Source organism: Luteimonas cucumeris, from assembly GCF_007830035.1.
GTDB classification, from domain to species: domain Bacteria; phylum Pseudomonadota; class Gammaproteobacteria; order Xanthomonadales; family Xanthomonadaceae; genus Luteimonas_C; species Luteimonas_C cucumeris.
This window is the reverse complement of record NZ_VLKN01000011.1, coordinates 1-18,999: the sequence shown is the minus strand read 5'-3', so window position 1 is coordinate 18,999 and position 18,999 is coordinate 1. Positions and strand designations below refer to the sequence as shown.

General features: G+C 66.9%; 19 protein-coding genes. 15 read left to right on the top strand and 4 right to left on the bottom strand.

The window, feature by feature from the left end:
• The first annotated feature begins 87 nt into the window (after positions 1 to 87).
• Both sctS and sctT read left to right on the top strand, forming a co-directional pair.
• Positions 88 to 354: a type III secretion system export apparatus subunit SctS gene (gene sctS / locus IP90_RS15700; RefSeq protein ID WP_144900615.1), complete on the top strand. Its 267-nt coding sequence runs from the start codon at positions 88 to 90 to the stop codon at positions 352 to 354.
• Entirely contained in the window at positions 354 to 1,142 is a 789-nt protein-coding gene (gene sctT / locus IP90_RS15695) for a type III secretion system export apparatus subunit SctT (RefSeq protein ID WP_144900614.1), read from the top strand. The genes sctS and sctT overlap by 1 nt, the downstream gene beginning before the upstream one ends.
• Positions 1,143 to 1,907: 765 nt before the next feature.
• Here sctT and sctU read toward each other — a convergent pair.
• Positions 1,908 to 2,978, bottom strand: coding sequence for a type III secretion system export apparatus subunit SctU (gene sctU, locus IP90_RS15690; RefSeq protein ID WP_144900613.1), 1,071 nt, complete (start codon positions 2,976 to 2,978; stop codon positions 1,908 to 1,910).
• A 191-nt stretch (positions 2,979 to 3,169) separates the two neighbouring features.
• On the opposite strand from sctU, the gene IP90_RS15685 reads away from it, so the two are divergent.
• From IP90_RS15685 to IP90_RS15645, 9 genes are all read left to right on the top strand, one after another.
• Positions 3,170 to 3,499, top strand: coding sequence for a hypothetical protein (locus IP90_RS15685; RefSeq protein WP_144900612.1), 330 nt, complete (start codon positions 3,170 to 3,172; stop codon positions 3,497 to 3,499).
• Positions 3,500 to 3,579: 80 nt separating this feature from the next.
• Positions 3,580 to 4,248: a hypothetical protein gene (locus tag IP90_RS15680; RefSeq protein WP_144900611.1), complete on the top strand. Its 669-nt coding sequence runs from the start codon at positions 3,580 to 3,582 to the stop codon at positions 4,246 to 4,248.
• Positions 4,249 to 4,430: 182 nt separating this feature from the next.
• Positions 4,431 to 5,420: a hypothetical protein gene (locus tag IP90_RS15675; protein ID WP_144900610.1), complete on the top strand. Its 990-nt coding sequence runs from the start codon at positions 4,431 to 4,433 to the stop codon at positions 5,418 to 5,420.
• An 8-nt stretch (positions 5,421 to 5,428) separates the two neighbouring features.
• Complete coding sequence (gene plsB, locus IP90_RS15670) at positions 5,429 to 8,050, top strand: glycerol-3-phosphate 1-O-acyltransferase PlsB (protein ID WP_425477133.1); 2,622 nt, start codon at positions 5,429 to 5,431, stop codon at positions 8,048 to 8,050.
• Positions 8,051 to 8,194: 144 nt separating this feature from the next.
• Positions 8,195 to 9,301, top strand: a complete 1,107-nt coding sequence (locus IP90_RS15665; protein WP_144900608.1) for a sensor histidine kinase — start codon at positions 8,195 to 8,197, stop codon at positions 9,299 to 9,301.
• On the top strand, positions 9,298 to 10,062 hold the full coding sequence (locus tag IP90_RS15660; RefSeq protein WP_144900607.1) for a LytR/AlgR family response regulator transcription factor: 765 nt from the start codon (positions 9,298 to 9,300) through the stop codon (positions 10,060 to 10,062). Before IP90_RS15665 ends, IP90_RS15660 begins: the two co-directional genes overlap by 4 nt.
• A 570-nt stretch (positions 10,063 to 10,632) precedes the next feature.
• A complete protein-coding gene (locus IP90_RS15655; RefSeq protein WP_144900606.1) occupies positions 10,633 to 11,127 on the top strand; it encodes a nuclear transport factor 2 family protein in 495 nt (164 codons plus the stop codon).
• A 20-nt stretch (positions 11,128 to 11,147) separates the two neighbouring features.
• The gene (locus tag IP90_RS15650) at positions 11,148 to 12,674 is read left to right on the top strand and encodes a serine hydrolase domain-containing protein (RefSeq protein WP_144900605.1); all 1,527 of its coding nucleotides are present in this window, start codon (positions 11,148 to 11,150) and stop codon (positions 12,672 to 12,674) included.
• 120 nt (positions 12,675 to 12,794) lie between these two features.
• A complete protein-coding gene (locus tag IP90_RS15645) occupies positions 12,795 to 13,085 on the top strand; it encodes a hypothetical protein (protein ID WP_144900604.1) in 291 nt (96 codons plus the stop codon).
• 128 nt (positions 13,086 to 13,213) lie between these two features.
• On the opposite strand, the gene IP90_RS15640 is transcribed toward IP90_RS15645, so the two are convergent.
• Entirely contained in the window at positions 13,214 to 13,423 is a 210-nt protein-coding gene (locus IP90_RS15640) for a YdcH family protein (RefSeq protein WP_144900603.1), read from the bottom strand.
• Between the two features lie 69 nt (positions 13,424 to 13,492).
• On the opposite strand from IP90_RS15640, the gene ttcA reads away from it, so the two are divergent.
• The 4 genes from ttcA (at position 13,493) to IP90_RS15620 (ending at position 16,950) form a co-directional block, all read left to right on the top strand.
• Entirely contained in the window at positions 13,493 to 14,386 is an 894-nt protein-coding gene (gene ttcA, locus IP90_RS15635) for a tRNA 2-thiocytidine(32) synthetase TtcA (protein WP_144900602.1), read from the top strand.
• Positions 14,387 to 14,467: 81 nt separating this feature from the next.
• A complete protein-coding gene (locus tag IP90_RS15630) occupies positions 14,468 to 15,373 on the top strand; it encodes a recombination-associated protein RdgC (RefSeq protein WP_144900601.1) in 906 nt (301 codons plus the stop codon).
• Between the two features lie 224 nt (positions 15,374 to 15,597).
• The gene (locus IP90_RS15625) at positions 15,598 to 16,374 is read left to right on the top strand and encodes a YgjP family zinc-dependent metalloprotease (RefSeq protein ID WP_144900600.1); all 777 of its coding nucleotides are present in this window, start codon (positions 15,598 to 15,600) and stop codon (positions 16,372 to 16,374) included.
• 57 nt (positions 16,375 to 16,431) lie between these two features.
• Entirely contained in the window at positions 16,432 to 16,950 is a 519-nt protein-coding gene (locus IP90_RS15620; RefSeq protein WP_144900599.1) for a hypothetical protein, read from the top strand.
• 6 nt (positions 16,951 to 16,956) lie between these two features.
• Here IP90_RS15620 and IP90_RS15615 read toward each other — a convergent pair whose 3' ends face one another.
• Both IP90_RS15615 and hemH read right to left on the bottom strand, forming a co-directional pair.
• Positions 16,957 to 17,799, bottom strand: coding sequence for an alpha/beta fold hydrolase (locus IP90_RS15615; RefSeq protein ID WP_144900598.1), 843 nt, complete (start codon positions 17,797 to 17,799; stop codon positions 16,957 to 16,959).
• The gene (gene hemH / locus IP90_RS15610; RefSeq protein WP_144900597.1) at positions 17,792 to 18,757 is read right to left on the bottom strand and encodes a ferrochelatase; all 966 of its coding nucleotides are present in this window, start codon (positions 18,755 to 18,757) and stop codon (positions 17,792 to 17,794) included. The genes IP90_RS15615 and hemH overlap by 8 nt, the downstream gene beginning before the upstream one ends.
• Positions 18,758 to 18,999 lie beyond the last annotated feature (242 nt).

Here is an 18,999-nt window from a genome sequence, read left to right as displayed (position 1 = left end):
GAATAGGCAATCGTTCAAAGCGAAGGCCCCTTCCGTGTTGGCTCTTCCGATTCTCGATTCTCGATTCCCGATTCCCGGATTCACCCCATGAACGAAGTCCTAGAGCTCACCAAACAGGCGCTGTGGCTGGTGCTGATCCTGTCCGGTCCGCCGATCGCCGCGGCCTCGGTCGTCGGCCTGGTGGTGGCGTTCCTGCAGGCGGCCACGCAGCTGCAGGAGCAGACCTTCGCCTACACGGTCAAGTTCGTGGTGATCGTGATCACGCTGTTCGTCACCGCCGCACTGATCGGCGGCACGCTGTACACCTATGCCGACCGCATCTTCCTCGACTTCCCGGGCCTGGTCCGGCATTGATGAACGCGTTCGATCCGGTCGGCAATGCAATGCTGGCGCTGGGGCTGACCCTGCCGCGGATCATCGGCGCGTTCGTGATGCTGCCGCTGCTGACTTCGGAAAACATGCCGGCGATGGTGCGCAACAGCTTCCTGGTCAGCATCGCGATCGTGGCACTGCCGGTGGCGATGGCCGGCGCGCCGATCGAGATGATGGGCACGTTCCGCTGGGGCCCGATCGTGCTCAAGGAGCTGTTCCTCGGCATCTCGATCGGCCTGTGCTTCGGCATCATCTTCTGGGCGTTGGGCGCGGCCGGAAGCGTGATCGACACGCAGGTCGGACTGGGCATGGCGCAGGTGTTCGATCCGGTGCAGGGCCACCAGACATCGCTTCACGGGCAGTTCCTGTCGCAGCTGGCGGCGTGGCTGTTCATGGCCAGCGGCGCCTTCCTGGTGTTCCTGGACCTGCTGCTGTCCAGCTACGTGCTGTGGCCGGTGACCTCGTTCTTCCCCGACATCCGCGTCAGCGGCCTGCACCTGTTCGTCGGCCAGTTCAGTTTCCTGATGACCGCGCTGCTGGTGCTGGCGGCGCCGGTGATGGTGGTGCTGCTGCTGATCGACCTGTCGTTCGGCCTGGTCAACCGCTTCGCGCCACAACTCAACGTGTTCGCGCTGACGCTGCCGATCAAGGCCTGGCTGGCCACCGGCATGCTGCTGCTGATGCTCGGCGTGTATGTGGAGATCGTGCTGAAGCGATTGGCCGACAACAGCGGTTTGCTGGGGGCGTTGCAGAAGGTGTTTGGGGGCTGAGGTGCATCGGCTTGCTATCCGTGACTATTGGCCGGCATAGGTCGGTTCACGCTAATGCAAGATCAATAGCTTCCGTGCGCTGAAGCACACGGGTCACCCTTCGGCAGGCTCAGGGCAGGCTTTTCTTTGCTGGCCCAAGGAAAGTAACCACTGCGCCGCAGGCGCGAACGGCGCAGTCAGCCCGAAGGGCGAAGGGCGAAGCCCTGAGTAAAGAAAGGGCCCGAAGCCGGCGTTGGATTTGTCGCAATTGCAGCATGAGGTGCTAGCCGCTTGCGCCGCTGCTGACTTTCTTTTTCGTCGCTTCGAAGTCTGGCCTTTCGCGAGTTGGTGTCGTGCAGGCATGGAGTGACGTGATTCCGGCGTGTGCAGGACCAAGCGTTGCGGATTTTTTGACAGGAAAGAAAAAACAGGTCTAGGCAGCCTGCAGCCACAGCGCATTTTTTGCGCCGATTTATTTCAGGCAGATCAGCGCAATCCCCTCACGAAACAAACTTCGAAGCGTCGGAAAGAAAGTCAGCAACGACGCAAGCGGCATTGAGCCTTGTGCCTTGGGCTCGACACATGCAAATGGGCTTTTGAGGCCCTTTCTTTGGTTACTTTCTTTGGGCCAGCAAAGAAAGTAACCCGCCGCAGGCGGAAGCCTTTGCTCTCAAAGCACCCAAGTCGCGAAGCAACTTGCCATGGGATGCCAGAAACCCTGGATCCCGGCATTCGCCGGGATGACGATGACGAGAATTGATCGTCCTCAACCTCAACCGGCGTGGATCACCCCTCGCCGCGATCGCGGCGCACACCCTCCGCCCAGTGCAGCACCTGCGCCACCGCTTCGAAGAACTCGTTGTGGATGTAATCATCCAGCTCGACCTTCTCGTTGAGCCCGCGCGCCAGCTCGATGTTCTGCAGGATCGGCACGCCCGATTCCTCGGCGGTCTTCTTGATCAGTTCGGCCAGGTGCTCCTCGCCCTTGGCGACCACCACCGGCAGGTCGGTGACGCCGTGCTCGTACTGCAGCGCGATCGCGATGTGGGTGGGATTGGTCACGACGACATTCGATCCGCGCACCGCGTTGAGCATGTTCTGCTGCGACCATTCCTGGTGCAGCTGGCGGCGCCGCGACTTGATGTAGGGATCACCTTCGTTCTCCTTCACTTCCTGGCGGATGTCGCGCCGGCTCATGCGCAGCTGCTTGAGGTACGAGAACTTCTGGTACGACGCGTCCAGCACCGAGACGAAGAAAAACACGAAGATCGTCCACACCGCAATCTGCATCAGCCCCTGCCAGATCGCGGTGCCCATCGCCGCCGGCGGCGCGAATGGCAGCTGCATCAGTTCCGGCAGCAGGCTGCGCAGCACCAGGTAACCGATGAAGATCAGCGCGGCGCTCTTGGCGACCGACTTCACCAGTTCGACCAGGTTGTCCATCGAGAACATCTTCTTGATGCCCTCGGCCGGATTGAGCTTGGACAGGTCCGGCTTGATCTTGGCCAGCGTCAGCACCGGCCCGACCTGCAGGAATTCGACGATCAGCCCCAGCAGCACCGCCAGCACCAGCAACGGCAGCGACAGCCACAGCAGGGCGTCGAACGCGGACAGCGCCAGCTCGCGCACCGCATCGCGGAACGGCAACTGGATCGCTGCCAGGCTCTGTTCGAACAGCGCCTTGATGCGCGCGTACATGAAGCCCATCAGCAGCCAGCCGCCGACCAGCCAGCCGAGCACCAGCACGGTGCTGGTCAGCTCCTTGCTCTTGCTGACGTTGCCTTCCTTGCGCGCGTCCCTGAGTTTCTTGGCGGTGGGCTGCTCGGTCTTGTCCGCGCCCTGGTCCTTGGATGCCATGCCACGGCCTGTCGGGGGAAGATCGTGGCGGGCAGGCTAGCATGCGTCGCGCCACCCTCCCGTCGCGCCTGAACGGAGGTCTGCCCGGCACCGTCGACCCTAGGGCCAGCCCGAGATGACCCCGCCGGCCCCGCGGCGTACAGTCCAGCCATCTCCACCATTGCGTCCACAGGAACCCGCCCCCTCGGCCCATGAGCAGCATCACGCCCGATCCCCTCAACCGCGCCGGCCTCGATTCGCTGGGCGGGCAGGTGTCGCTGGACGATCTGCGTCGCCAGCAGGGTCTGGACGGCGGCGCGACAGGGGTTGCCGAGGCCGAGGTTGCCTATGCGCCGCTGGCGGACAGCCCGGCCGCCATCGATGCCGGCGAAGCCGTGCTCGATGCGCCGGCCTGGGCGGACGTGCCGGAAGGGGCGCGCCTGCTGGCCGGCGACCTGGCCTTCGAGCACGACCTGGGCACGATGGCGCTGTCGGATGCCGCCGACCTGGGCGCGGATGCCGTCATCGCCGCGTTCGCCTGATCCCGCATCGCTGCTCCCGCGACGGCGGCTCCGTTACAGTCGACGCCCGATCCGAGCCGCGGTGATCCGTGAACGAATCCGTGCCGTCACCCCAAGCGCTGCGCACTGCCGCCGACCGGCTGGTCTCGGCGCTGGCCGCGCACAGCGATCCCGAGTACCGCCTGACCGTGCTCAAGCGGCTGGTGCGGCGCTTGGGCGAGGAACGCTATCCGCTGTTCCTGCGCGTGCTGGGCGTGGTCGCCGAAAGCGATGACGAGCGTGCCCAGCGCCTGCTCGCCGACACCTTCGGTACCGCATTGCGGCGCATGGACATGCCCGGTGGGGCGCTCAGCTCATGGGGCGCGACCCGCCTGCCGGAAACGGCGACGCCGCTGGCCGCCAGCGCGCTGTCGGGACAGTTCTTCGGTGCCACGCCACGACGACTGCTCGGTCCGGTCGAGTACCTCACCGTCTGGCACCTGCAGCGCACCCAGCGCAGCACCCTGGGCGCTGCCACGTTCCGCACCAGCCTGGCGCGGATGATCGCCCTGCTCAACCGCAGCGACGACGCCCGCACGCTGTATCCGCAGAAGCTTGCCGCCGACGCACAGAACGAACTCGAGGGCGCCTACACCCGCGCCACCCGCGCGCGCCTGGCCGCCATCGCCGCGGCCTGGAAGGCCGGACGCACGCCGGACGAGGTCGCGCAGGCGGCGATGGAAGTCCGGGAAACCGAACATCCGCGCGACTGGGTGATGCGCGACCTGTAGCGCCGGTGCCGGCCGCGCGCGAACGCAATCGGCGCAACGCGTTCAGCCGCACTGCGATGCTCAGCTGAAGCTGAAGCCGCTACCGCCGCGCGGGAGATCCGCCTCCCATATCGGCAAACCCGTGCTTGCCGCCGCGTCGGCCCATGGCCAAGATGCCGGCAGCGCCTCCGGGGAAGCCGCCCATGCGACACCGATCCTGCCTGCTGTTGCTGTTGGCGGCCGTGCTGGGCTGCGCGGTCGCGGCCTGCCGGCGCGAAGCGCCAGTCGACATTCCCGCCACCGTCACCGGTGCCGACAAGCCTGCCGACGCCGTGCGCCTGCTCACCCGCCACCTGCACGACAACGACCTGGCCGCCTTCGCCCGCGATGCGGTGCCGCCGGAGCTGTTGCCGCCGCTGGAACAGGCCTGGCGCGACGGCCGCACGCGCTGGCCATTGACCGAACTGCCGTTCGACGAACGCCTGCCGAAACTGCTCGCCGCACTGGCCGAGCCGGGCTCGGAAAAGAAGCTGCAGCAGGTGTTCGACCGCCAGTTCTCCGGTGCCGATGCCGAGCTCAAGGCCGCGGCCGCGTCGCTGGGCCTGTTCGGCGTGCAGTACATTCGCAGCGAGGGCGACTACAGCGACGAGGAGCGCCAGCACTACGCGCAGTTCGTGCAGGCGATCAGCCAGTGGGCGATGACCGCCCCGCTCGGCGATCCGCAACGCGCGCGTCGGGTGATTCCTCAGTTGACCATGGCCGCGCGCAACACCGCGCTGGCCTCGGAGGCCGACTTCCGCAAGGCCGGCCTGCAGGACAGCCTGCGCCGGCTCGGGCCGTTCATGGCCGCGGTGAAGAAGGCGCTGGCCGTCTATGGCCTGGCACTGGACGACAGCCTGGCCGGATTGCAGGCGACCTTGCAGCAGCAGACCGGCGACCGCGCTCAGGTGCGCCTGCAATACACCCTCGGCGGCAGCCCGATCGACACCGTGGTTGCGGTCGAGCGCCGCGGCGGGCGCTGGTACCTGAGCGACTACCTGCGCCACGCCGAAGCCGCCGTGGCCACGGCGGCGGAGCCGTCCGATTTGCGCAGCGGATCCGATGCCGCGACGCCTGCCGGCGACATTTCGGCTCCGGCAGCGGGCCGCGTGGTGCCCGCCGGAAAAACGGAAGCAAAGCCGACTTCGCCATAATGGCGGCGATGCCCGACCAGACCCCCCTGCCTTTCCCCGAGCCCGACCGGTCCAGTCCGGACCAGGCAACCGCGCCCGTCCCGACCGAGGAACGGGTGCCGCCGCCGCACCACCGCCCGGGCAGGCCACCCGGCCGGCCGTGGTGGGCGCGCCTGCTTGGCAGCCTGCTGGACCCCTGGATTTCGCTGAAGCTGGAGCCGGAAGCCCCCGGCCAGTACGCCGACGGCCGCCCCGTCTGCTACGTGCTGGAGCACTACGGGCTGTCCAATGCGCTGATCCTGGATCGCGCCTGCCGCGAGGCCGGCCTGCCTTCGCCGCTGCAGCCGCTGCCCGGCGATCCGCTCGGCCGCAAGCGCGCCTACGTAGCGCTGTCGCGGCGCAATGCCAGCGCACTGTCGCCGGCCGGACCGGCCTCGGCGCGCACCCATTCCGGTTCGCTGGCGCGGCTGCTGGAAGCGCATCGCGACTATCCGGAGCTGGACGTGCAGCTGGTGCCGGTGTCGATCTTCGTCGGTCGCGCGCCGGACAAGAGCAGCGGCTGGTTCTCGGTGCTGTTCTCGGAAAACTGGGCGATCGTCGGCCGTTTCCGCCGGCTGCTGGCGATCCTGCTCAACGGCCGCGGCACGCTGGTGCGGTTCTCGCCGCCGGTGTCGCTGCGCGGCATCGTCGAGGAAGGGCTGCCGCCGGAACGCACCGTGCGCAAGCTGTCGCGCGTGCTGCGCGCTCACTTCCGTCGCATCCGCGCGGCGGTGATCGGGCCGGACCTGTCGACGCGGCGCCTGCTGGTCGACCAGGTGCTGGCCTCGCAGCCGGTCAAGGAAGCCATCGCCGACCAGGCCCGCCGCGACAACAGCAAGCCCGCCGAAGCGTGGAAGAAGGCGCACGCCTACGCCTGGGAAATCGCCGCCGACTATTCGCATCCGGTGGTGCGTTCGGCCAGCTTCCTGCTGGCCACGGTCTGGAACCGGATCTACCGCGGCGTGCTGGTACACCACCTCGACCGGCTCAAGGAAGTCGCGCCGGGCTACGAAGTGGTCTACACGCCTTCGCACCGCAGCCACATGGACTACCTGCTGCTGTCGTACCTGCTGTACGACCGCGGCATCGTGCCGCCGCACATCGTCGCCGGCATCAACCTCAACCTGCCGGTGATCGGCACCATCCTGCGCAAGGGCGGCGCCTTCTTCATCCGCCGCAGCATCCGCGGCAACATGCTGTATTCGGCGGTGCTCAGCGAATACGTCGCACAGCTGGTCGCCGGCGGCTACTCGCTGGAATACTTCATCGAAGGCGGGCGCTCGCGCACCGGCCGACTGCTGCAGCCCAAGGGCGGCATGATCTCGATGACCGTGCGCGCCTTCCTGCGCCAGCCGACGCGACCGGTGCTGTTCCAGCCGGTGTACATCGGCTACGAGAAGCTGATGGAGGGCAACAGCTACCTCGACGAACTGACCGGCAAGCCCAAGGAAAAGGAATCGATCTGGTCGCTGCTGTGGGGCGTGCCGAAAGTGCTGCGCCAGAACTACGGCCAGGTGGTGGTCAACTACGGCGAGCCGATCCTGCTCGACGACGTGCTGCGCCAGCACGCGCCGGACTGGAACGGGCAGGCGGTCGGCGAGGACGAGAAGCCGGCATGGCTGTCGGGCACGGTCGATGCGATCGCCGAGCGCATCCAGGTCAACATCAACCGCGCCGCCGACGTGAACCCGATCAATTTCCTCGCGCTGGCGCTGCTGTCCACGCCCAAGCACGCGATGGGCGAGGCCGACCTGCTGGCGCAGATCGCGCTGTCGAAGAAGCTGCTGGTCGAGGTGCCGTATTCGGACCGCGTCACGGTCACGCCGCACACGCCCGAGCAGATCGTCGCGCACGGCGAGGAGATCAACGTGCTGTCGCGCACCGCGCATCCGCTTGGCGATGTGCTCAGCGTCGACGGCGACACCGCCGTGCTGCTGAGTTATTTCCGCAACAACGTGGTGCACCTGTTCACCGCTTCGGCATGGATCGCCTGCTGCTTCCTGCACAACCGGCGCATGAGCCGCGGCCAGCTGCAGCGGCTGGGCCGCAGCCTGTACCCGTTCCTGCAGGCGGAACTGTTCCTGCCATGGAGCGAGGACGAGTTCGCCAGCCGCATCGACCGCACCATCGACGTGTTCGTGCGCGAAGGCCTGCTCGAACAGATCAACGACGACGACGGCGGCATCCTGGCGCGCAACGCCGGCCAGAGCGACGAGGTGTTCCGCCTGCGCGCGATCGGCCACGCCCTGCAGCAGGCGTTCGAGCGCTACTACATCGCCATTTCGGTGCTGGTGAAGAACGGGCCCGGCACCTTGAGTTCGGCGGAACTGGAAAGCCTGTGCCAGCTCGCCGCGCAACGCCTGTCGCTGCTGTACGCACCGGCGGCGCCGGAATTCTTCGACAAGAGCCTGTTCCGCGGCTTCATCCAGAAGCTGCGCGAACTGAAGCTGGTCTGGCCGGACCAGGACAGCAAGCTGGTGTTCGACGAACGCCTCGCCGGCTGGGCCAAGGACGCGCGCATCCTGCTTGGGCGCGAACTGCGCCACACCATCGAGAAGGTCAGCCCGGAAATGGCGAAGCCGGAGCCGGAAACGGCTGCGGTCGAGCCGTGACGCCGGACCGTTGCCGGCACCGGCCGGGCGCATCCTGGCACCGGTCCAGCGCATCCTGAGGCGGCGCGACTTGCCTGCCGCCATCGCTGCGGTTGCCATGGGCGCCACTCTTCGCGGCGGCACCGGCGGGCAGGCTTGAAACACATGTCAAATCCCGCCATCGGCGAGCCGCGGGCCGAACCACCGTTCTGGCTGCCGCTGCTGGCTGGCCTGCCGATCGGCGCGTGCCTGGTGGTGATGGCGCTGCCGGAACTGGGGCACGGCCATGCCACCGCGTACCGGTCGCTATACCTGGTCGCCTATCTGCTCTGGTGCATTCCACTGACTGCGATCCAGCGCGCGCTGTGGCGACGGCGTCTGCCGTGGTGGGTGCTCGTGCCGGTGCTGCTGTCGACGACCTATGTGCTGGCGGTGGTCAACAACGCGCTCGGCGCGGCGATGGCGCAGCTCTCCGGCTGGCGCACGCCATCCGCGTTCGAGTGGGCCGGCTTGTTCAGTGGCCTGGACGGTTGCTGGCTGGCTCTGATCGCGTTCTGCGCGATCCACGCTGTGGTGGCGTACTACGTCGAGCTCAAGCACGAGCAGCTGCGGCGCGCCGAGACGATGTCGCTGGCGCGCGACGCCGAACTGCGCGCGCTGCGCTACCAGTTGCAACCGCATTTCCTGTTCAACACGCTCAACGCAATCTCGTCGCTGGTGGCCAACCAGCGCAACCGCGAGGCGCGCCACATGATCGCCCGGCTCGGCGATTTCCTGCGCGCGACACTGGACGGCACCGACAACCACGAGGTCGCGCTGGCCGACGAGATCGCGCTGACCGAAACCTATCTGGCGATCGAGAAGGCACGGCTGGGCGAACGCCTGGCGATCAGCTGGAATGTCGGCCCCGACCTGCTGTCGGCGCGGGTGCCGCACCTGCTGCTGCAGCCGCTGGTCGAGAACGCGATCCGCCATGGCATCGCCCTGCGCGACGCACCGGGCCGGCTCGAGATCCGCATATCGCGCGAAGGCCAACGACTGCATCTGCACCTGCGCAACGATGGCGTGCCGCTACCGGTCAGTGGCACCGGCGAAGCCCGCCGCTCTTCGATGCTGGGCCTGCGCAATGTCCGCGAACGACTGGCCAGGCTGCATCCGGGTGGTCACGTTTTCCAGGCGGATGCCCACGACGACGGCAGCTACGACGTCGCCATCGACCTGCCTTTCCGCGACATCGCCGCGTCGCGCGAAGCGCGGACCACCGCGGCATGATCCGCGTCGCCGTGGTCGATGACGAGCCGCTGGCGCGCAGCGGCGTGATCGCGCGCCTGGCCGCGCACGGCGACATCGCGCTGGTTGGCGAATACGGCGACGGCACGTCGGCACTCGACGGCCTGCGCGGCGAGGTGCCGGACCTGGTGTTCATCGATGTGCAGATGCCCGGTATGAGCGGGCTGGAGGTACTGGCCGCTTTGCCGGCAACGCTGCGGCCGATGGCAATCCTGCTCACCGCCCACGACAGTTTCGCGGTGCGTGCGTTCGAGTTGAACGCCATCGACTACCTGCTGAAGCCGGTCGACGACGACCGTTTCGTGGAAGCATTGGAGCGCGCCCGCCGTCTGCATGCCTACCGGTGCATGGCGCCGGTCGCGCCCGAACCCGATACGCGTTGCGGCCAGTCGGCGTACCGGACCCGGTTTGCGGTCCGCATCGGCCGCCGCACCGCTTTCGTCGACGCGACCGACGTGGAATGGATCGAAGCCGACGGCGATTACGCCACTTTGCACGTCGGCGCCCATGCGCACCTGCTGCGAGAATCATTGAATCGCCTGTCGCGCCAGCTCGATCCGATGCATTTCATCCGCGTGCATCGCTCGACCATCGTCCGCATCGATCGCGTCGCCGAACTGCAGCCGCTGTCCAATCGCGACGCGCTGCTGCGCTTGCGCGACGGCACCCCGATGCGTGCCAGCCGCACCTACATCGAGCCGCTGCTCGAACGGTTGAAGGGGATGGGCTACGCCGCTCGCTAGAGTTTTTTACTCATCGCATAGCGGAAATTGCTCCGCCAATTCCTCTGTGAAAAAGCTTCCGCCCGCTGCGCGGATCACTTTCTCTTCCAGAGCCAAAGAGAAAGTAACCACTGCGCCACAGGCGCGAACGGCGTAGCCGGCCCGAAGGGCGAAGGGCGCAGCCCTGAGTTAAAGAGAGGGGCTCTTCCTCGACGGAGCTCACGTTGCGCTTTGCAGTCCTCGGGGATTTTCCGACTCGCCTTTTGCCTTCGGCAAAAGACCGGCCCGCGCCAGCAGCGCGTGCGTTCGCCGGTGCGCGAGCCGGTGGCTCGCAGGCAGCACCGCCTCACCCATGGCTCGGCCGGAAAACGGCGCACATCCATGTGCGCCGCCCTACGGGTCTTCGGACTTCCTTGGCTGCCGCAAGAACCATCACCAACAAAGGAAATCAGCAGCGCACTCTAGATTCTTGATGTGGCCCCATCGATCGCGCACGCTTCGGCGCAGGCGACGCACGGTTCGGCGATTGGAGCGCGCGTTCCGCGCAGGCCGCCGTTATGTTGCCCCGGCCAACGCCACGCCGGAGTGTCCATGAAATCGCTGTTGCTGATCGTCTGCCTGTTCTTTCCTGTCTTCGCCGAGGCTTTCGACCGAAATCCGGACACCGCGTCCGTCGAGTCGATTATCGCGGCGTTCGGCGCCAGCGTCATCGACAAGGACAAGGCACGCTTCGTGAAGCTTTTCCTGCACGAGGACACCGCCTGGCAGAGCGTCACTGGCGACGCCAACCTGCGACAGATCCGCCGCAAGCAACCCGATGCGCCCAGGGTGAGGATCAATCCCAAGAGCAGCCACCTGTCGTTCATCGACAGCATCGTCGCCGACAAGGAAAGGCAGGAGGAGAAATTCCGCGACGTGAAAATCGAAAGCGACGGCGACATCGCCTCGGTCTGGTTCGACTACAGCTATCAAGACGGCGACAAGGAGACCAACCACGGCAAGGAAGCCTGGCATCTGGTGCGCACGGATGAGGGCTGGAAGATCGTGTCGGTGATCTGGTCGGTCAACTGGACGCCGGTGCAGTGAGCCTAGGCACCGGAACAGGCATGATGATCCGTGCATCCAGCAGCAGACGCGCGGCGTCGGCACTGCTGGTGATCGGCCTGTGCTGCTTGCCGGCCCACGCGCAGACGGATGACCGCAATGCCGCCATCGCGCTCGAGCATGGCTTGCGGCCCACCGTGCTCGAACCGGGGCAGATGCCGCCCGGCTGGTCGCTGCGCGAGCGCATGGCGCATCACCGCGTTCCCGGCGTGGCCGTCGCGGTACTGCAGCAGGGCAAGGTCGTGTATGCCGAGGGCTTCGGCGTGCGCGAAGCCGGCACCACGGACGCGGTCGATGCCGACACGCTGTTCAATGTCGGCTCGATCAGCAAGGTGATCGCAGCCGCGGTGTCGCTGCGGATGGTGGCCGATGGCCGCCTCGACCTGGATCGCGACGTCAACGCCTATCTGGAGTCGTGGCGGATAGCGCCGACGCCGGAGATCGCCGAACCGAAGGTGACGATGCGCATGCTGCTGTCGCATACCTCCGGACTGGACGTGCATGGTTTTCCCGACTTCCTGCCCGGCGAAGCGGTGCCGACGCTGCAGCAGTCGCTGGATGGACTGCCGCCGGCGAAGAACGATCCGGTGCGGCTGCAGCAGCCACCCGGCTTGTCCAGCGATTACTCCGGCGGCGGCACCACGGTCGCGCAGCTGGTGATCGAGGAGATCGCCGGTGCGCCGCTGGAAAGCGTCGCGCGCATGCGGGTTTTCGATCCCCTCGGCATGCGCCGCAGCACGTTCGAGAGTCCGCTGTCGCCTTCGCACGGCAACATCGCCAAGGCCCATGACGACAAGGGCCGGCGCGTGGCGCTGCCGCGCGGTTGGCAGACGTTTCCGCAACAGGCCGCGGCCGGCCTGTGGACCAGCGCCAATGAACTCGGCGGCTTCGTCGCCGCGCTGATCGGCAGTTACCAGGGCACGCATGCCTTCCTGCCGCAGCCCCTGGCAGTACAGATGATGACCGAGGTCGCGCCTAGCTGGCACGGTCTGGGGCCGCGCCTGGACGGCGCCGGCAATGCGCGCGTCTTCCATCACGGTGGTTCCAACGACAGCTACATGGCCTGGATCGAGGGCTATCTGGAAACCGGCGATGGCTTCGTCATCCTGACCAATGGCGAAAACGGCTGGCAATTGCGCAACGAGATCCGCAACGCGCTTTCCGATGCCATCGGCCAGGCCGTCAATCCGCCGGTGCGCGTCGTCGCGCTGGCGCCGGGGGCCGTCAGGCTCGCCGACTACGCCGGCGTGTACCGGGCCGACGACGCCGTGCCGCTGGATCTGCGTCGCGCCTTCACCGACGTTTTCCCCGATCTGGAAACCTTCGAGGTCAAGGCCGGCGACGACAAACTGTCCATCGTCCTGCCCGATGAAACCGGCGCGCTGCGACCACTGTCGCCGGCGCGGTTCGTCGCACCGAGCGTGTTCGGCACCGAGTACGCCTTCCATCGCGATGCACATGGCGCCGTACGCGGCGTCACCGTCGGCTACGGCGAAGCCCGCGCCTACTTCGGCCGCCAATCGCCATGACCGCACCGGCCAATGGCGCATCGCGAAAGCAGGACCGGGATCGATAACCCATCCGGCTGGCAGATCGGCCCCTGCCAGCCCGATCCATCGAACAGGGCCTTCAGAACACGGAGAAGTTTCATGTCATTGAGAGGGATCACACTGGTCGTCATGACCTCGGTGCTGGCCACCGGCTGCGCCAGCCTGGCGAGCAGCACCAACATGCTGTCGGATGAAGACATCGTGTCGCAGACGGCCGGCGCGATCGGCTATCCGCCCGCCGAGGTCACGCTGGTCAGTCGACGCACGGAAGGCGTCAACACCTACGTCGAATTGCAGACCCGGGACGGCAAGCCGTATACCTGCATCGTCAACGGCGGCAACCTGCTGTCGATGGGAATGACCAATCCGCCTGTCTGCAACAAGAAATAGCGCACACTGTTTGCCGCGTTGCTGGAAGGCGATCCGGCGGCATCCAGCAAGGATGCCGCCTTTCCCGGCGGACCAGCGCGCCGTCACGTTCATCAAAGCGGATAGCAATCCCGGCGCCGCAAGCCGGTTCAGGCGTCCAGGTCGGGAATCAACGCCGATTCCAGCTTGGCGATCGCATCCTTCAGCTGCAGCTTGCGTTTCTTCAGGCGCTTGATCGCCAGTTCGTCGGCGTCGATGTCGGCCTGCAGGCGGGCGATGGCCTCGTCCAGGTCGCGATGCTCGAGCTTCAGCTCGACCACGCGGCGGGTGGTTTCTGCGGGATCGGGAGGTTGCTGCATCGTTCGTGCAGCTTACAGGGGCGCCGGCATGAGCGTCATCGCGCCGGCTGCCGCTAAAATGGTCGGCCGATGAGTACCGTCCTGCCCCTCGCCGAACCCCTGCCACGCGCCCGCGATCGTGCCGTGCACGCGCAGCACAAGCTGGCCAAGCGCCTGCGCCACCAGGTCGGCCGAGCCATCGCCGACTTCGGCATGATCGAGGAAGGCGACAAGGTGATGGTCTGCCTGTCCGGCGGCAAGGACAGCTACACCCTGCTCGACATCCTGCTGCAACTGCAGAAGAAGGCGCCGGTGCGCTTCGAGCTGGTGGCGGTCAACCTCGACCAGAAACAGCCGGACTTCCCGGAACACGTGCTGCCGGGCTATCTGGAATCGATCGGTGTGCCGTACCGGATCCTCGAGCAGGACACCTATTCGGTCGTCACCCGGGTCGTGCCGGAAGGCAAGACGATGTGTTCGCTGTGTTCGCGCCTGCGCCGCGGTGCGCTTTACACCTACGCTGAACAGCACGGCTTCACCAAGATCGCGCTCGGCCACCATCGCGACGACCTGGTGGCGACCTTCTTCCTCAACCTGTTCTTCCATTCCAAGATCAGCGGCATGCCGCCGAAGCTGCTCAGCGACGACGGCAAGCATGTGGTGATCCGGCCGCTGGCCTACGTGCGCGAGGACGACATCGCCGAGTACGCACGCGCCAGATCCTTCCCGATCATCCCCTGCAACCTGTGCGGCTCGCAGGAGAACCTGCAGCGCAAGCAGGTCAAGAGGATGCTGGACCAGTGGGAGCGCGAAACCCCCGGCCGCATCGAACAGATCGCGCGCGCGCTGGGCGACATCCGGCCCTCGCAGCTGAGCGATCCGAAACTGTTCGATTTCCTCGCGCTGGGCCGGCTGGGCAATGCAACGTTGCCGGATGCGCATGCCTGGCTGGCGGGCGAGCCGCACGAAAGCGGCGCTTCGTAATTCAATGCGCTTCGTTCCAGGCCGTCATTCCCGCGCAGGCGGAAACGACGGCTTGAAATCATTCCTCAACACGGACCTTCGATGTTCTTCAGAAACCTGACCCTGTTCCGCTTCCCCACTTCGCTCGACCTGTCCGAACTCGACACCCACCTGGCCGAAGTCCAGCTCAAGCCGGTTGGCGCGCTGGAGCTGTTTTCGCGCGGCTTCGTGTCGCCGTTCGGCCGCCATTCCGAGGAGTTGTCGCACCGCGTCGACGATGCGGTCTGGCTGACCGTGGGCGGCGAGGACAAGCTGCTGCCGTCGGCGGTGGTCAACGATCTGCTCGGCAAGAAGCTCGCCGAGATCGAGGAAAAGGAAGGCCGCAAGCTTGGCGGCCGCGCGCGCAGGCAGCTCAAGGAAGACCTGGTCCACGAACTGCTGCCGCGCGCGTTCGTGCGGCCGTCGCGCACCGACGCGATGCTCGACCTCGAGCACGGCCTGTGCATCGTCGATACCTCCTCGCGCAAGAACGCCGAAACCGTGGTCTCGGAAATCCGCCATGCGCTGGGCAGCTTCCCGGCGCTGCCGTTGAACGCGGAAGTCGCGCCGCGCAGCGTGCTGACCGGCTGGATCGCCGGCGAAACGCTGCCCGAGGGCCTGGCGCTGGGCGAGGAATGCGAACTGAAGGACGCCGCCGAACACGGCGCGATCGTCAAATGCCAGCACCAGGAACTGCAGGGCGACGAGATCGCCAAGCACCTGGAAGCCGGCAAGCAGGTCACGCGGCTGGCGCTGACCCTGGACGACCACGTCTCGTTCGTGCTCGGCGAGGACCTGATCATCCGCAAGCTCAAGTTCCTCGATGGCGCCGTCGACCAGCTCGAAGGCGACAACGGCGACGACATCCGCGCCGAACTCAACGCGCGCTTCGCGCTGATGGCCGGCGAGCTGAAGCGGCTGTTCGCGATACTGGAACCGGCGTTGAAGCTGAGTCGCGCCGACGCCTGAGCGACTGGAACCGCCACTGCTGCTGCGGCAGTGGCCCCATTCCGCGCGACGCGTTTACTGTCGTCGCGAGGGCGGAACTCCGCTGCCTCCTCTGGGTTGTATCCAAATCCGCGCTGCGTTTGTGATCGCCATCGAACGACATTCGCGACGGCGCCGCCACCCAGCGGCACGTGCGCGTTGCAGCATTCATACGCGGCACTTGCCGCCCCTTTACGATATCGCCCATGCCTTCCCCGTTCCGCCTGCTCGCGCCCGCCCCCCGTGCCACGCGCGACACGCTCTCGGTCGTCCTGCCCGACGGCCGCCATGTCGACATCACCCGCGTGCGCGATCCACGTGCGCGCCGGCTGCGCCTGTCGGTCGACGAGCGCGGCGCGCGGCTGAGCCTGCCGCTGCGTGCCAGCCTGGTTTCAGGCGATCGTTTCGTTGCCGAACATCGCGACTGGCTGGCGCGGCAGCTCGATCATTTCGCGATGGATGCGTTGCCGCATCTGCAGCGCGACCAGACCACCGCGCTGCCGCTACGCGATGCGCAGTTGCCACTGCGCTGGGGCGAGGGCCGGTACGCGCGCCTGCACGAAGACGCGGATGGCCTGTTGTTCACGCTGCCGGTGCGCGCCGGCGAAGCCGCCCTGCGGCGCGCGCTGCGCGATTTCTACGAAGCCCAGGCCCGCGTCGACCTCGGCCGCTGGCTGCCGAAGTACCTGCCGACGCTGCCGCGCGCGCCATCGCGGGTGCAGTTCAAGGTGATGTCGTCGCAGTGGGGTTCGCTGAGCGCCGACGGCGTGGTGGTGCTGGACCTGTCGCTGGTGCTGGCGCGGCCATCGGCGTTCGAATACGTGCTGGTGCATGAACTCTGCCACCTGATCCGACCGGACCATTCGCGTGCGTTCTGGCGCGAGGTCGAGGCGCGTTTTCCCGCCTGGCGCGATGAGCGCGACTATTTCCATGCCGAGGGCCGGCGCCTGAAAGCGAGCCTGCGCGCATTGCTGTCCGTCTGAGCGTCCATATTGCGTATGGGTTGTGGTCGATAACGACCGAACCCGAAGGAAGCACGCATGCAGACATCGTCCCCCATCCTCCACCGCGTCGCACTGGCGCTGCTGCTGGCCCCGTTGTTGCTGGCCGGCTGCCAGAAGGCTGGCGATGCACTGGCCGAAGCCGCGCTGGAAAAAGCCAGCGGCAACAAGGTGGACATCGATCCGGACGGCAAGGGCGGCGTCACGCTCAAGACCGAAAAGGGCGAAGTCAACATCAACAGTGGCGACGATCTGCCGTTGCCGAAGGGCTTCCCCGGCGACCTGTTCCTGCCCGAGGCCTACCGGGTGGAAAGCGTCATGGAGATGGGTGGCGCGCAGGTGCTCAGCCTGCGTACACAGGGCGCCGTGCCTGCGTTGTACGTCGATGCGCGCGCGGCGATGGCCAAACAAGGCTGGAAGGAAACCATGGCGATGCAGCCGCAGGCGGACAACGCGCTGGTGTCGTTCGAGAAGGAGCGCCGCGTAGCGATGCTGTCGTTCAGTGCCGAGGACGATGATGTCGTCGTCGGCGTGCAGCTGGGCCAGAAGCCGCAGTAACGCGCGTCAGGCGTGGAAGAAACCGGTGATCGCCGCGGCCACCTGCCGCGGCTGCTCCATGTGCAGGTGATGTCCGCCCGCCAGCACGATCAGTTCGCCCTGCGGCAGTAATGCGGCGCGCGCGCGACGCAGCGGATCGGGCAGGTACGTCTGCGCGGGATCGGCGAAGATCACCCGCGCCGGGCATTCGATGCCGCGTACCAGGTCGGCGATCTGCGCCTCGGTCATGCGCGTCATGGTCGGCAGCGTCAGCCGCGGATCGCTGGACCAGACGTAGCCACCTTCGACCGCATCGACACCGCGTTCGACCAGCAGTCGCGCCACCGGCTCGCTGAGCTGGTTGGCCTGCATGCGTGCGCGGATCGCCGGCTCCAGCGTCGGAAAAACGCGCAGCCGCTTGCCCGGCAACGCACGCGTCGCCGCCACCGCTTCGCGCATGCGGCTCACGGTGCGATCGACGTCTTCGGCCAGCGCGCCGAGCGCCTCGATGAAGACGCCACGCTCGATCCGTTGTGGACATGCGGCGGCGATCAGGCTGGCGATGCCCGCGCCCATCGAATGGCCGAGCAGGGCGAAGCGATCCCAGCCGAGCGCGTCGGCGGCATCCAGCACGGTGTTCAGGGCGCCGGCGAACGAATAATCGGCGCCCGGCGGCAGGTGCGCGGAACGGCCATGGCCAGGCAGGTCTATCGCGACCAGGTCCACGTCATCCAGGTACGGTGCCAGCGGCACGAAGCTGGCGGCATTGTCGAGCCAGCCATGCAGCGCCAGCACCCGCGGCGCGCCTTCGCGTCCGTTGCGCAGGCCGGCGATCGCGCCCAGCGGCGTACGCACGGCGAACTCATGCATCGCACATGTCCAGCCGTCGTTGCGCCAGCGCGGCCAGCGCCTGCGCATGCGACGGCGCCTCGTTGAGGCAGGGAATGTAGTGCAGGCGACCGCCGCGTTCGGCGAAGCGCGCGGCCAGCATCATCGCCACTTCCTCCAGCGTCTCCAGGCAATCGACGGCGAAACCGGGGCAGACGACATCGACGCTGTCGACGCCACGTGCCGCCAGCTCATCCAGCACCTCGGCGGCCGCCGGCTGCAGCCAGCGTTCGCGACCGAAGCGCGACTGGTAGCTGAGACTCCACGCATCGGCAGGCAGGTCCAGCGCCGCGGCGATGGCTTCCGCGCTGGCCTCGCAGCGCTGCGGATACGGATCGCCCTGATCGGCCAGGCGCTGCGGCAATCCGTGGAAAGAAAACAGCAGGTGACGGCCGGTGCCGTGCGCGGCGCGATCCATGCGGATCGAATCGGCGACGGCGTCGACCCAGGCCGGATCGACGGCGTAATCGTCGATCATCCGCACGTCCAGCCCGACCCCGGCTTTCGCCACCGCGTCGGCGACCGAAGCAGTGGTGGTGGTCGAGTACTGCGGGTACAGCGGCAGCACCACCACCTGCCGGACGCCTTCCGCGCGCAGGCGTTCGAGCACCGTGGCGATCGCCGGCTGGCCATAGCGCATCGCATGCACCACCCGCCATTGCGGCTGTAGCGATTGCACGACCGCGGCCAGGCGCCGGGTATGCACCGCCAGCGGCGAACCCTCCTCCATCCAGATCTGGGCGTATTTGTGCGCCACTTTCGGCCCGCGCAGCGGCAGGATCGCGAAATGCAGCAGCGGACACCACAGCCAGCGCGTCAGCTGCACCACGCGATGGTCGTGCAGGAACTCGCCCAGATAACGCCGCACGGCGCGCGCGGTCGGCGCATCGGGCGTACCGAGGTTGACCAGGAGCAGGGCGATGGAAGGCGAGGCTGGCATGCAGGACGCTGGCTTCAGGGCGCGCGCACCTTAGCATGCGTGAGCGGTTTTACTGCTCAAAAGAGAAGGGAAGTGTCGCTTGCGGCTTTTGATCTGATGCGACACAACCAAATGCCGCGAATGTCCGCAGACCCGGAGGGCGGCGGCCATGGATGGCCGCCGTTTTCCGACCGAGCCAGGAGGGCGAGTCGGAAAATCTACGAGGGCTCCAAGCCGCTACGTGAGCCTTGATCGGGGAAGAC

What these genes read in the sequence shown, in the direction of transcription:
- IP90_RS15630 (WP_144900601.1), top strand. Translation starts at nt 14,468, where the DNA reads ATGTTCTTCAGAAACCTGACCCTGTTCCGCTTCCCCACTTCGCTCGAC.
- IP90_RS15655 (WP_144900606.1), top strand. Translation starts at nt 10,633, where the DNA reads ATGAAATCGCTGTTGCTGATCGTCTGCCTGTTCTTTCCTGTCTTCGCC.
- plsB (WP_425477133.1), top strand. Translation starts at nt 5,429, where the DNA reads ATGCCCGACCAGACCCCCCTGCCTTTCCCCGAGCCCGACCGGTCCAGT.
- IP90_RS15620 (WP_144900599.1), top strand. Translation starts at nt 16,432, where the DNA reads ATGCAGACATCGTCCCCCATCCTCCACCGCGTCGCACTGGCGCTGCTG.
- ttcA (WP_144900602.1), top strand. Translation starts at nt 13,493, where the DNA reads ATGAGTACCGTCCTGCCCCTCGCCGAACCCCTGCCACGCGCCCGCGAT.
- IP90_RS15665 (WP_144900608.1), top strand. Translation starts at nt 8,195, where the DNA reads ATGTCAAATCCCGCCATCGGCGAGCCGCGGGCCGAACCACCGTTCTGG.
- sctS (WP_144900615.1), top strand. Translation starts at nt 88, where the DNA reads ATGAACGAAGTCCTAGAGCTCACCAAACAGGCGCTGTGGCTGGTGCTG.
- hemH (WP_144900597.1), bottom strand. Translation starts at nt 18,757, where the DNA reads ATGCCAGCCTCGCCTTCCATCGCCCTGCTCCTGGTCAACCTCGGTACG.
- sctT (WP_144900614.1), top strand. Translation starts at nt 354, where the DNA reads ATGAACGCGTTCGATCCGGTCGGCAATGCAATGCTGGCGCTGGGGCTG.
- IP90_RS15675 (WP_144900610.1), top strand. Translation starts at nt 4,431, where the DNA reads ATGCGACACCGATCCTGCCTGCTGTTGCTGTTGGCGGCCGTGCTGGGC.
- sctU (WP_144900613.1), bottom strand. Translation starts at nt 2,978, where the DNA reads ATGGCATCCAAGGACCAGGGCGCGGACAAGACCGAGCAGCCCACCGCC.
- IP90_RS15685 (WP_144900612.1), top strand. Translation starts at nt 3,170, where the DNA reads ATGAGCAGCATCACGCCCGATCCCCTCAACCGCGCCGGCCTCGATTCG.
- IP90_RS15640 (WP_144900603.1), bottom strand. Translation starts at nt 13,423, where the DNA reads ATGCAGCAACCTCCCGATCCCGCAGAAACCACCCGCCGCGTGGTCGAG.
- IP90_RS15625 (WP_144900600.1), top strand. Translation starts at nt 15,598, where the DNA reads ATGCCTTCCCCGTTCCGCCTGCTCGCGCCCGCCCCCCGTGCCACGCGC.
- IP90_RS15645 (WP_144900604.1), top strand. Translation starts at nt 12,795, where the DNA reads ATGTCATTGAGAGGGATCACACTGGTCGTCATGACCTCGGTGCTGGCC.
- IP90_RS15650 (WP_144900605.1), top strand. Translation starts at nt 11,148, where the DNA reads ATGATGATCCGTGCATCCAGCAGCAGACGCGCGGCGTCGGCACTGCTG.
- IP90_RS15615 (WP_144900598.1), bottom strand. Translation starts at nt 17,799, where the DNA reads ATGCATGAGTTCGCCGTGCGTACGCCGCTGGGCGCGATCGCCGGCCTG.
- IP90_RS15660 (WP_144900607.1), top strand. Translation starts at nt 9,298, where the DNA reads ATGATCCGCGTCGCCGTGGTCGATGACGAGCCGCTGGCGCGCAGCGGC.